This window comes from Collinsella aerofaciens (assembly GCF_039752775.1).
GTDB classification, from domain to species: Bacteria; Actinomycetota; Coriobacteriia; order Coriobacteriales; family Coriobacteriaceae; genus Collinsella; species Collinsella aerofaciens_R.
Map to the genome: position 1 here is coordinate 1 of NZ_JBDMGT010000028.1, position 11,963 is coordinate 11,963.

An 11,963-nucleotide genomic window follows, 5' to 3' on the forward strand; every position below is an offset into this window, starting at 1 on the left:
CATCACCGCCGTCCAGGCTCAGATGGCTGAGTAGCGTACGCATCGCCCGAAGGCCGTACGGGCTAACCCCTGAAAACGTCCTCGACCAATGAAACGCCCCCGTTCTGCTCCTTCGGAGCTACGAACGGGGGCGTTTCTGGTCTGCGGAGTGTTTTCAGGGGTTAGCCCGTACGGCCTTCTACCGCCACGTAGCAATCAGGGTATCTGGGGTGGACGGCGGCTTGGCTACGAGCTGGCGCTGAAAAACTGAATGGATGAGTGCCGTTGCTGGAGGGTCAAACGATGCAGATATGGTCACTTTGGGACCGAAATGTTGGCTGCGGTCTGATGTCTGGCCCACCGGAAAGTGTGTCCCGGTTTGAAGGCGGATTGTGGGATGCAGCTTCCGCTTGGGGCCTGTTTGGGAAACCGTGGGACGGAATTATGCTTTATTGTGGGTCGCACTTTCCGCAACGTGCCTCAACCGGAAAGCGTGTCCCAGTATTTGCGCTCGAAATGGGATGGGGTTTCCGCCGTCCGCCTGCTAGTAAAAAAGGCCTCCGGAGCTGTTGCTCTGGAGGCCTTTCGTTTACTTGCAAATGCGTGCGTTAGTTGTTCTTGGTCAGACGCTCGACGTCGTGGGCGATCATGTATTCCTCGTCGGTGGGGATGACCATGACCGTGACGGCGGAACCGGCGGCGCTGATGACCTGCGGGCCGTTGCCCACGGCCTCGCGGTTCTTGTTGTTGTCGATGCGTACGCCCAGCCACTCAAAGCAGTCGCAGAAGGCCTTGCGGATCGACCAGTCGTTCTCGCCGATGCCGGCGGTAAAGGTGATGGTGTCCACGCCCGCCATGGAAGCGATCATGGAGCCGGCCTGCTGCATGGCCTTGTAGGCGAACATATCGAAGGCGAGCAGGCAGCGCTCGTCGCCCTCGGAGGCGCGTGTACGGATGTCGCGGGCGTCGTTGGAGATGCCCGAGATGGCAAGCAGACCAGACTGCTTGTTCATCATGTCATCAACTTCCTGATAGCTGTAGCCTCCCTCGCGCTGGAGGTAGCACACGGTGGCCGGGTCAATGGAACCACAGCGAGTGCCCATCATCAGGCCGTCGAGCGGCGTGAGGCCCATCGTGGTGTCGCGGCACACGCCGTCCTCGATAGCAGCGAGCGAAGCACCGTTACCCAAATGGCACGAAAGCAGACGGTGGCAGCGCGAGCCCAGGATCTCCTTGGCCATCATCCACTCGTAACGATGACTCGTTCCGTGGGCGCCATATTTGCGCACATGATACTTGTCGCACACGTCCTTGGGCAGGGCGTAAGTGTAGGCAACCTCGGGCATGGTCATGTGGAACGAGGTGTCGAAGACCGCCACGTTGGGCAGCTCCGGATACTTCTCACGGCAATACTCAATCGCTGCGGCCTCGCCGTAGTTGTGCAGCGGAGCAAGCGGTGCCACCTCAAGAATCTTGGCCATAACCTCGTCGTCGACAACTGCGGAATCATCGAAGTGCCAGCCGCCCTGAACGATACGATGCCCAATGCCATCGATCGTAAAGTCGGTCTTCTCGAGCTCCTCGAGCACGCAAGCGATAGCAGAGCGATGATCGGGGAAGGGAACCTCCTCGGTCTGCTTGGCGCCACCGTTCTCGGAATGACCAAAGATACCCATGTCCGAGCCGATACGCTCGCAGTTGCCCTTGGCGAAAACCTCGCGGGTATCGGTATCCAGAAGCTGATATTTAAGGCTTGAGCTGCCGGCGTTGACAACAAGTACGTTCATGAGACTCCTTTGCAGTGCAATACGGTCGACGCAGACCTCTTAAGGCGACCGCATTTTAATAAGAAGTTATCACATCTTAATAAATAGCTATCAGGCATATCGCCCAACGAGCGCAAAAGAGGGGCTGAACGGCACTTGGTCGTCCAGCCCCTCCCCTCTTGCAATTACTTGCCGTTGACGATGCGCTCGACGTCGGAAGCGATCATGAACTCCTCGTCCGTGGGGATGACGAAAATCTTGACCTTGGAATCCTTGGCAGACAGGCACCAAGCGCCATCGCCACGCAGGGCGTTACGGGCATGGTCCATCTTGACGCCCATAAAGGCCAGACGGTCGGCCACGCCAGCGCGGACAGCCGGAGCGTGCTCGCCGATGCCGGCGGTGAAGACGAGCGTGTCCATACCGCACATAGAAGTAGCCATCTCGGCAGCCTTGGCGGCAATCTTGTAGACGAACATATCGAAGGCGAGCTGAGCCTCGGGGTCACCAGCAGCGGCGAGCTCCTCGACGTTACGGCAGTCGTTGGTCTTGCCGCCGGTCACGGCCAAAAGGCCGGACTTCTTGTTCATCATCTCATCGACCTCATCGAAGGTGTAGCCGCCCTCGCGCTGCAGGTAGCACACGGTAGCCGGGTCGATGGAGCCACAGCGGGTGCCCATCATGACGCCGTCGAGCGGGGTGAGACCCATGGTGGTGTCCATGCACTTGCCATCCTCGATGGCGCACAGGGAAGCGCCGGAGCCGATATGGCACACGACGACCTTGCGGGCCTCGCCGTTGGTCATCTCGGCGACCTTCTTGGAGATGTAGCGGTAGCTGGTGCCGTGGGCGCCGTACTTACGGATGTGCAGCTTGTCGCAAACATCCTTGGGAAGGGCGTAGGTCTTGGCGACCTCGGGCATGTTGAAGTGGAAAGCGGTGTCGTAGACCGTAACGTTGGGCAGATCGGGATACTGCTCCAGGCAGTACTCGATAACGTTGGCCTCGGGGTTGTTGTGCAGCGGCGCCAGCGGGGCGACCTCGCGGATCTTGGCGAGGACGTCCTCGTCGACGAGGGAGGAATCACCAAAGTACCAGCCACCCTGAACGATACGGTGACCAATGCCCTCGATCTTGACGCCGTTGGCCTCGAGGTCCTTCAGAACGACCTCGATGGCGACCTTGTGGTCGGGGAACTCGATGTTCTCGGTCACCTTCTTGGAACCGTTGGCAGCGTGGGTGAAGGTACCGCCGGTAAAGCAGACGCGCTCGCAGGAGCCCTTTGCGGACACCTTGTGGGACTTGGTATCGATGACCTGATACTTAAGGGTCGAAGATCCTGCGTTGACGACCAGAACGTTCATGTGTCTCCCTACTAACAGGCGGTGTGGCGCCGCCAGGTTACATACGCTTCAATAATAAACCCAAACGCCCTCGCGCTCGGGTTTATTGCGTTGATATATAAGTTATCGGTGCTTGAGCTCCCGTTTCATTGCAAGGAAGAAGCGCCCTCAGATGAGGTTCTCGCCCAGGTTTTTGCCGCCGAGGACGTGCATATGGAAGTGCATGACGGTCTGGCCGGCGTTGACGCCCTTGTTGGAGATGACGCGGAAACCGTCCGCCAAGCCCTTGGCCTTAGCGACCTCCTGGATGGCGTGAGCCATTGCACCCATGGTCTCGGCCGGCACGTTATCGGCGATATCGCTGTAGTGCTTTTTGGGGATCACGAGCGTATGGACCGGCGCCTGGGGATTGAGGTCGTCGAAGGCGATGACCTGGTCGTCCTCATAGACAACGGTCGAGGGGATCTCGTGGTTGGCAATTTTGCAGAAGATGCAATCGCACATGGTTGGTTCCTTTCTCACAGACCAAGGTAATTATATTTGGTCGGGATGGTTAGAACGAGAGGTTGTCGTCGGTGTTGGCGGCTTCGCCGTCGGCGAGCACGTCGTTGCCGTCGACGTCCTTCAGGAGCACCGAGACCTTCTGCTCGGCATCGGACAGGCGGGTGCGCAGGCTCTTGAGGAGCTCGACGCCGCGGGTATAGCTCTCGAGCGACTCCTCGAGCTCCATATCGCCCGACTCCAAGCTGCGGATGATGAGCTCCAACTCCTGCGAAGCCTGCTTGTACGTAAGCTGCTCGACCGGGGTTTTCTCTGCCATATCTGTTTCCTTTCCTAAAGGTTTATCGCTATGAAACGCGGCCTACTCGACCGTATCGACCGTTGCCGTCACGTTGCCGTCTGCCATGCGCACGCGGATGGCGTCACCGGCCTTAAAGGTCTTGGCGCTCGTGGCCACCCCATCATCGCTGTACGCGATGGAATAACCACGGGCAAGCACCTTGAGCGGCGACAGGGCATCTAGCGAGGCTGCCGCACGGCCCAGGTCGGACGCGGGCTTGTTGAGCATCGTGCGCCCCTGATGCTCCAGACGGGAACTCGCAAGCGCGAGCGCATGGCGCTTGCCATCGAGCCCCGAGGTGCTTGCAACCAGACGCTCGGGCAGGCGCTCAAAGTTGGAGCGGAATGTCCCGACCGAGCGTACTATGGCGCCCGACAGGCGATCGGCCGTCAGGGCAAGCTCAGACTCGCGACGCTCGACCATAAACGTTGGGTCGTTGAGGCACGGGCGGCACGCAGCCGCATCGAGCGCATCGCCCAAGCGGGCCGTATAGGTATCCCAGGCGCGGCGACCGCGCTGGTCGAGCATCTCCAGATCAACCTGATTCGACCCAATCATCGATGCCATCGCGGCACCCAGACGCTGATGGCGCGCCTCGAGCACATCGGCCAACTCCGTCATAGCCGGCGCCACCGATTCTGCCGCCGCCGTGGGCGTGGAGGCGCGGCGGTCGCTCACCATGTCGCAAATCGAGGTATCGGGCTCATGGCCAATGCCGGTCACCACGGGCACAGGACAAGCCGCCACCGCACGGGCAAGCTCCTCGTCGTTGAAGGTCATGAGGTCCTCGAAGGAGCCGCCGCCGCGCACCAGCAAGATGCAGTCGGGCGCTGGCGTGATGGCGGCGGCACGGCGCAGGCCCTCAATAAGCTCGGCCGGCGCACCCTCGCCTTGAACCTTAGCGCCCACGCAGACGAGCTCGACGAGCGGGTTGCGACGACGCAATGTGCGCTTGACGTCGTCGATTACGGCACCCGAAAGCGAGGTAACGACCGCCACGCGGGAGCAAAACACCGGGATGCGGCGCTTACGCGCTTCGTCCATCAGGCCCTCGCGGCGTAGCTTTTCGGCCAGTTGCGCCACTTGTTGACGCAGCAGACCCTCCCCCGCCAGCGAAAACGAGCGAGCGACAAAGCTCATGCGGCCCGTGGCCTTATAGAGATTGAAGCTGCCCTTAAAGCTCACCTGCATGCCGTCGCGCAGATCGAACGTGCGCTTGAGATAGGCGCCCTTCCAGATGATGCAGTCGACGGCCGCCGAGTCGTCCTTGATCTGAAAGTAGCAGTGGCCGCTTCGGGCGTTGGGACCACGAAAACCCGTGACCTCGCCCAAAACGCTCAGCTGCGGAATGGCATCGAGCGCGCCGGCGGCGATCTCCACCGCCTGGCTCACGCTGAGCTCCTTGCGCTCCTGATCGTCCGAACCGTCGAACTCGGCGGAAACGGCATTGCCGGTTAGATTCCAGCCCGCCACGCAGCCTCCTTTCGTCATCGTGCACATGGGCTCCGGCCCTGCGCAAATTCAAGTCCAACACATAGTACAGCGCCGCGGGGACACGAATCCCCGCGGCGCCTGCCTGTCCCATTTGTTATCGGTTGGAGTTTCTGTTGTAGCGAGCCATAAGATAGAGCAGCTGAATAATCGAGGTGAGCGCCGCAGCCACATAGGTAAGCGCGGCGGCCGTCAGCACCTTCTTGGCACCGTTGACCTGCTTGGAGCTCATACCCGACTGCTCAATATACGCCACGGCACGCCGGCTGGCATCAATCTCAACCGGCAGCGTAACCAGTTGGAACAGCACGCTAAACGAGAAGAAGATCAGTGCGAGGGTCGTGAGTCCCGCGATGTTCATAAACAGGCCCAAGAGCAACACGATGGTCCAGGTGTTCTGGGTAAAGTTGACGACCGGCACGAGGGCGGTGCGAACCTTCATCATGGCGTAACCGCTTTGACGCTGGGCGGCATGGCCCGCCTCGTGGCAGGCGACGGCAACGCTTGCGACCGACCCGCCCGAACGGTTGGCATCCGAGAGATACAGGTTATTGTCCTGCGGGTTGTAATGGTCGGTGAGCTCGCCGGCGACACCCTTGATACCCACGGCGTTGCAGCCGTTGGCGTCGAGCATGCGGCGAGCGACCGTGGCGCCCGTGTCGCCGTCCGAGCGAACCTTGGACCAGGTTTTGTACGTCGAGTTGATATAGTTCTGTGCGGCAAGACCAATCACCGTGCAGACAAGAACAACCAGCAGGTACAGCGGGTCGATGCCAAAGCCGTATCCATAGTAATAAGGCATGCGAATTCCTCCGAATCGAGTTACACGTTGGAGGCATTCTACCCACTCAAGCGGCTAGGCTTCCTTACAGCAATTCAATTTTGCCATCTTTGACCGTCAACCCCATGTTGCCCGAGAGCAGATCGTCCAGGCGCGAGCCCACAAGCTCAAAGCGCCAGCCTTCGCGCAAGGGGCTCTGCTCGGGATGCTCAATGTAGTCGGCCAGGTCATCGCGCGAGGCAATGACCGAGGTCGCCACTCCCGAGCGTTCGGCAACCAGGCGGATGAGCGCGTACATGAGATCCGTCACGCTCTCCAACTCCGGAGAGATCTGGCGATGCCCGCGCACCATGAGCGGCAGGCGATCGTGCGGGCAGCTTGCGCCGCGCTTGATGGCCATGAGCGCACCGTCCACGTCGCGCTCCCCCAACTGATCGGTACCGCGAATGCTGCGGAACTCCTCAACGCGCACGGGATTGCGTTTAACGAGCGCAAGCAGCGTGTCGTCGGACATGACCCATTTGCGCGGGATGTTGCGGCGCTCGGCGCGGTCCTCGCGCCAGGCGGCGAGCTCGCGCGCGATACCCAGCTGGTGACGACTGCACGAGTTGATGCGTTTGACCTTGCGGAACGCCTCGTGGCGATCGGCGCGATAGTGCGACTCGTCAGCCAGCGGGCGCAGCTCGTCGAGCACCCAGTCCACGCGGCCCAGCTCGCGCAGGCGGCTCATCATCTCGGTATAGGCCACGATCAGATACTTGACGTCATCGATCGCGTACTCAATCTGCTTATCGGTCAGCGGGCGGCGCGACCAGTCGGTCAGCGACTCGGTCTTGGGCAGCGATACACCGCAGAACGTCTGAACAAGCGCGCCATACGAAATCTGCTGGCGCTCGCCCAAAAAGGCGGCGGCCACCTGCGTGTCAAAAATCGGACGCGGCAGCACGCCTACGGTATGGAGCATGACCTCCATATCCTGCGAGCACGCGTGAAAGACCTTGGTCACGCTCTCGTCGGCCATAAGCTCGGCCAGCGGCGATAGGTCGTCGATTACCAGGGGATCGACCGCTACGCTCTCGGCAGGGGTGGCAATCTGAACCAAACACAGACGCGGATGGAACGTGCGCTCGCGCAAAAACTCGGTATCGACGGCAATCGCGTCGAACTCACGGGCGCGCTGGCAAAAGTCGAGTAGAGCCTGATGTGTGGAAATGTACATATCAACCCATCGAATAAGGTTAGGCCCGAAAAACACGGGTAGGATATCGGCATTGCCTTACAACTATACTCGGTTAGTCACAGAACGGGAACGTAAGTATGCGCTGCCTTATCATCCACAACCCGGCATCGGGCCCCAGCTCAGATGAAATCTTCGCATTCACGCACGCCCTTGCACAGGGCGGCGACGAGGTCGTGATGCGCTTTATCGGCGATGGCATGGAACCCGAGGACGCCGTGGCAGACGTGCGCGAGTTTGACCGCGTGGTCGTTTCGGGCGGCGACGGCACTGTCTCCAACGTGCTCGACCAGATGCGCGGATGCGGTGTCCCCACGCTCGTCTTCCCCTCCGGTACGGCCTGCCTGTTCTTCAACAACATCGGTAATGCCCCCGAGGCAGCGGCGCTTGCCAAGGCTTGCCGTGCCGGTCGCACGGTCAAAGTCGACATGGGCGAGCTCTTTTGGCTCGACGAGAACGGCAACGAGAAGCGCCACGGCTTCATCATCATCGCCGGCTCGGGTTTCGACGCCGAAATCATGATGAAGGCCGCCCCCACCAAAAACGACATCGGCGAGATCGCCTACTTCCTCTCTGCGCTCGCCACGCCCAACCCTACGGTAGCGCACTTTACGATTGAGCATGACGGCATTGTCGAGGAGCTCGACGGCATCTGCTGCATGGCCGGCAACACCTCGGTCATCCAAAACGACATCAACCTGTTCCCCGACTGCCGCATGAACGATGGCATGGTCGACATTGCGGTCATCGAACCCGTGCGCACCGTGCAGCTGCTGCCTACTGTGATCACCGCTGCGCTTGACCCCGCCGGCAAGGTACTCGGGCGCCCGCAGTTCAAGATCATCCAGACCAAGGAAGCCAAGATCACCTGCACCCCGTCGCTGGGCATGCAGTTCGATGGCGAGATTATCTCCAGCAATTCGGGCGTCTTTGGAGCCCGCGCGCTTCCGCAATGCCTCGACCTCATCGTCGACGAATTCTCCCCGCTCGGAAAATAGGAGGACCCTATGAACGACAATCCCCTGCTCGGCTTTATCATCATCGTTTTGGCCATGCTCGTCGGCTATGCGATCAACGTGATCCACCGCCGGAAGAAGTAATTCCACATTGGTATGATATTCATCCAATTATCGTCTCCCCTGCTGTTTATGCATTTGCCAAACAGCAGGGGATTTTCATTTCAGGCATTCCCAGCTACTTTATTCGGCTACAGTAATTACAGGGCGTCTTTATTAAAGTAAAGCTACAAACTGAGTACAATTAACCGCTCGTCGCATATTTCATCACGCTTATCGAGTAAGTGTCTTTCATAGATGAATATTGTTTCCAGTTCGTTACGCTAATGGGGTGTCTTTATTGGCTGAAGCCCTCTGGCGACAGAGGGCTTTCGCACGCTGGGAGGGAAAATGAGGAAAACTCACCCCGTCAACGCGCTCAAGAAGCTAGGCATAGGCCTCGCCTTTGGAGCTGCAACCATCATGTCCATGCCGACATCTGCGCTCGCCTGCACGCAGATATACATGGGCAAAAACTATACGGCCGACGGCAATACGTACTACGGCCGCGCCGAGGACTTTGGCAAGCGCTATCTTAAGCACTACGGCATCGAACCTGCCCACGAACCTGGCTTTAAGTACAGCTCGATTGAATCTGCTTTTGAATACACTTCGAACAAGCCTACCTATCGTTACAGCTATGTACGCGACCACCCCTCCAACTGGATGGGTCGCACCGACGCCTATTCCGAGGCCGGAATCAACGAGAAGGGCGTCTCCTGCTCTGCCACGCTAAGCACTTCCTATAACGAGGAGGCCGATGCAGCAGACCGCATCGATGAGAAAGTGGGTCTGGGCGAGTACAGTTACGGCAGCATCATCCTGGGCGAGAGCGCCACGGCCCGCGAGGGCGTCGAGCTTCTCGGCAGACTGATCGATGATCAAGGCGTCTGCACCAACGACCAGATCATCATCGCCGACAACAACGAGACCTGGCTGTTCGCCACACTTTCCGCCCATCAGTGGATCGCCATGAAGCTCGCTGACGACGTCGCGTCGCTCAACCCTAATATCGGGAGCCTCAACTACGATGTCGACCTTGATGACCCCGAGAACTGCCTACACTCCGAGGGCATCGAGTCCATGCCCGTGGAGAAGGGCTTCGCCAAATACTCCGCTGACGGCAAATTCGATGTCGCCCAAACGTATGGCGAAAGCCTCGCCGATTCCGGCGTAAACCAGTGGTCCCGCTATGTGCAAGGCCGCGATTATTTTGGTAGTCAGCTGACCGAAGGCACAGATTACGACATTATCACAGTAAAGAAGGATGGAAAACCTGACCAAAAGGGAGCCATGGTCAGCGAAATCCAGCCCCTGTTCTTCAGGCCTGGCAAGTCTGGCTGGAGCATCTTTGAGCTGATTCGTGCCTTTGGCAACCGCGGCGAGAACGTCCCTGGCCTCAACGCGAACACTGATGGTGTTTATTGCATCGGCAGCGAGCGCAACACCGAGATCAACCTCTTCCAGATTCGTCGCGGGTATGACCCCGAAGTCGCTACCATCCAGTGGGAAATGCTCTCCCGCGCCGCGTACTCCGTCGCCATCCCGTTGTACTCCGCTCTGATAACTGAGGTCAGCCCGTACTTCAGCGATCAGACCGTCTCCTTCGATCACTGCAACCAGACTGACGTCGTGTACAACGAGGAGCCCGAGAACTCAATCAACTACGTCCTCATGGACATCAGCTCGCTCTGCTTCGAGAACCCTGACACCCTTGGTGTCAGCGTCCGTGCCTACCTCGATGCGCTCCAGAACGAGCTTATCGAGCAGAACAAGGAAGTTGACGCCGCCATGCTGGCCGAGACGACCACCGAGGGCCGCACCGCCCTGGCCAACAAGGCCGGCAAGGCTGCTACCGAGAACACCTACAAGAAGTGCAAGGCACTGCTCCAGGAGATGCGCGCCTATCAGAAGGCCGAAAACTTCGACCAGCCCTTTACCCCAAGCGACCTGAACACCGAGACCAACGGCCTCAAGGTGTCCATCACCTACGCCAAGGATGCTCTTGCCACCGATCCGGTCACCCCGGATCAGCCCGGCACTCCTGAGCAGCCTGGCACTCCCGAGCAGCCCGCTAAGCCCGAGCAGCCCGCTAAGCCCGAGCAGCCGGCCGCCAAGCCTGAGAAGCCTGGCAAGTCCGACACCACGACCACGGTAACCACTAACAAGACGAACACCAAGGGCGGCCTGCCCACCACTGGCGATCGTTTTGATGGCCGCATGGTGGCCGCATTCGCCATCGCTGGCGTTGCCGTCATCTCCGCGGGCGGTTACTTCCTCTACCGTCGCAATAAGGAGTAACGTCCTAGCTGTGCGGGCGAGGCAGCAATGGCAGCCTCGCCCGCACAGCCCGCTCTTTTGACCGGCGGGAAACCCGCCTGAAATCTTTTCAAAAAAGATTTCCCCGCACACACTTTGCTGTGTTATAGTGCAGCGCAACAGCAACTAGGTGCGACCGCGCCATGGCATCACGAAAGGAGCCACCGACATGAAGAACACGATGAAGTCTCTTAACAACTGGTGGTGGCGTGATGCGAATACGATCGGTCGACAGTGAGTCCCTCACGCCTGTTTTTGCGCTCTAGGTGATTGGAAGGCCTCCGGTTTCGACCGGGGGCCTTTTTCTATCTCGAGCCCGATCGCATTCGCATCACGCGCCTCCGCTTTTCTCTTGCACTCCCATTCCAAAAGGATTTTCACCATGTCTCAGAACACCACCGCCACCCAGCCCCGCACCGTCCAGACCGCCGACCGTGGCAAACTCGATGTCCGCGCCCTCGTCCTGCTTGCCATCCTGCTCGCCGCCGGCTTCATCCTCAACTTCACCGTCGGCAAGGCCATCTCGGGCATCTCGGGCGGCATGATCAGCCCCGAGTTCATCATCTCGGCCTTCTGCCTCACCATCCTGGTCGTTCGCCCCAACATCGGCCAGGCGCTCGTCATCGGCCTCATCTCGGCTGCCGTGATCCAGATCACCACCACTTCGCCGTTCGTCGATTTTGCCGCCGAGGGCATCGCCGCCATGCTCATGGCCGGCATCGTCAACGCCGCCGGCAAGAACGGTCAAATCAAGCCCGCCATCGCCATTGTCGCAACCTTCCTGACCACATTTGCCTCCGGCGTCATCTTCATGGTCATCAAGATGGCCATGCTCGGCGTGGTAGGCGAGCTCGCCGCCGCCATGCTGCCCGTCGTTGCCATGACCGCCGTCTTTAACGCCATTCTGGTCGGCGCCCTCTACCTGCCCATCCAGAAGGCCCTTAGGCTCAACTAACCCGCTCGGCTTTACGAGCCACCCCATCTTGGCGTTAATTCGTCGCTCGCGTACCCAAGTACGCTTCGCTCCTCTTTCGCGCCAACCTGGGGCCCCTCGTAAAGCCGTCTCCGTGCTTCACCACCAAAGACTGTCCCAAACAACGAGCTTTTGGGGACGTTCTTAAACGACTGGTCATTTAAGAACGTCCCCAATG

At 59.6% G+C, this 11,963-nt stretch carries 10 protein-coding genes; 3 read left to right on the plus strand and 7 right to left on the minus strand.

The features are described from left to right. Window positions 1-587 precede the first annotated feature (587 nt). The 7 genes from ABHR63_RS07860 to rnd form a co-directional block, all read right to left on the minus strand. Complete coding sequence (locus tag ABHR63_RS07860) at window positions 588-1,766, minus strand: acetate/propionate family kinase (protein WP_117745913.1); 1,179 nt, start codon at window positions 1,764-1,766, stop codon at window positions 588-590. Window positions 1,767-1,930: 164 nt separating this feature from the next. Continuing rightward, complete coding sequence (locus ABHR63_RS07865) at window positions 1,931-3,109, minus strand: acetate/propionate family kinase (RefSeq protein WP_006234305.1); 1,179 nt, start codon at window positions 3,107-3,109, stop codon at window positions 1,931-1,933. Window positions 3,110-3,256: 147 nt separating this feature from the next. Beyond that, window positions 3,257-3,592: a histidine triad nucleotide-binding protein gene (locus tag ABHR63_RS07870; RefSeq protein ID WP_195363649.1), complete on the minus strand. Its 336-nt coding sequence runs from the start codon at window positions 3,590-3,592 to the stop codon at window positions 3,257-3,259. A gap of 49 nt (window positions 3,593-3,641) precedes the next feature. Continuing rightward, window positions 3,642-3,908 carry an exodeoxyribonuclease VII small subunit gene (gene xseB / locus ABHR63_RS07875; RefSeq protein ID WP_006234311.1) on the minus strand — a complete coding sequence of 89 codons (267 nt, stop codon included), beginning with the start codon at window positions 3,906-3,908 and terminating at the stop codon, window positions 3,642-3,644. Window positions 3,909-3,950: 42 nt separating this feature from the next. Next, complete coding sequence (gene xseA / locus ABHR63_RS07880) at window positions 3,951-5,402, minus strand: exodeoxyribonuclease VII large subunit (protein ID WP_346965174.1); 1,452 nt, start codon at window positions 5,400-5,402, stop codon at window positions 3,951-3,953. A 115-nt stretch (window positions 5,403-5,517) separates the two neighbouring features. Then, entirely contained in the window at window positions 5,518-6,222 is a 705-nt protein-coding gene (locus ABHR63_RS07885; RefSeq protein WP_161159686.1) for a zinc metallopeptidase, read from the minus strand. A gap of 64 nt (window positions 6,223-6,286) precedes the next feature. Further along, entirely contained in the window at window positions 6,287-7,420 is a 1,134-nt protein-coding gene (gene rnd / locus ABHR63_RS07890) for a ribonuclease D (protein ID WP_006234315.1), read from the minus strand. Window positions 7,421-7,518: 98 nt separating this feature from the next. Between rnd and ABHR63_RS07895 the strand changes: the two genes are divergently transcribed. The 3 genes from ABHR63_RS07895 (at window position 7,519) to ABHR63_RS07905 (ending at window position 11,767) form a co-directional block, all read left to right on the plus strand. Further along, window positions 7,519-8,436 carry a diacylglycerol/lipid kinase family protein gene (locus ABHR63_RS07895; protein WP_006234316.1) on the plus strand — a complete coding sequence of 306 codons (918 nt, stop codon included), beginning with the start codon at window positions 7,519-7,521 and terminating at the stop codon, window positions 8,434-8,436. A 408-nt stretch (window positions 8,437-8,844) separates the two neighbouring features. After that, window positions 8,845-10,794, plus strand: a complete 1,950-nt coding sequence (locus ABHR63_RS07900) for a C69 family dipeptidase (protein WP_346965176.1) — start codon at window positions 8,845-8,847, stop codon at window positions 10,792-10,794. A gap of 400 nt (window positions 10,795-11,194) precedes the next feature. Next, complete coding sequence (locus ABHR63_RS07905; protein ID WP_161144754.1) at window positions 11,195-11,767, plus strand: hypothetical protein; 573 nt, start codon at window positions 11,195-11,197, stop codon at window positions 11,765-11,767. The last annotated feature ends 196 nt before the right edge of the window (window positions 11,768-11,963 follow it).

What these genes read in the sequence shown, in the direction of transcription:
- rnd (WP_006234315.1), bottom strand. Translation starts at nt 7,420, where the DNA reads ATGTACATTTCCACACATCAGGCTCTACTCGACTTTTGCCAGCGCGCC.
- ABHR63_RS07905 (WP_161144754.1), top strand. Translation starts at nt 11,195, where the DNA reads ATGTCTCAGAACACCACCGCCACCCAGCCCCGCACCGTCCAGACCGCC.
- ABHR63_RS07885 (WP_161159686.1), bottom strand. Translation starts at nt 6,222, where the DNA reads ATGCCTTATTACTATGGATACGGCTTTGGCATCGACCCGCTGTACCTG.
- ABHR63_RS07860 (WP_117745913.1), bottom strand. Translation starts at nt 1,766, where the DNA reads ATGAACGTACTTGTTGTCAACGCCGGCAGCTCAAGCCTTAAATATCAG.
- ABHR63_RS07900 (WP_346965176.1), top strand. Translation starts at nt 8,845, where the DNA reads ATGAGGAAAACTCACCCCGTCAACGCGCTCAAGAAGCTAGGCATAGGC.
- xseB (WP_006234311.1), bottom strand. Translation starts at nt 3,908, where the DNA reads ATGGCAGAGAAAACCCCGGTCGAGCAGCTTACGTACAAGCAGGCTTCG.
- ABHR63_RS07895 (WP_006234316.1), top strand. Translation starts at nt 7,519, where the DNA reads ATGCGCTGCCTTATCATCCACAACCCGGCATCGGGCCCCAGCTCAGAT.
- ABHR63_RS07865 (WP_006234305.1), bottom strand. Translation starts at nt 3,109, where the DNA reads ATGAACGTTCTGGTCGTCAACGCAGGATCTTCGACCCTTAAGTATCAG.
- ABHR63_RS07870 (WP_195363649.1), bottom strand. Translation starts at nt 3,592, where the DNA reads ATGTGCGATTGCATCTTCTGCAAAATTGCCAACCACGAGATCCCCTCG.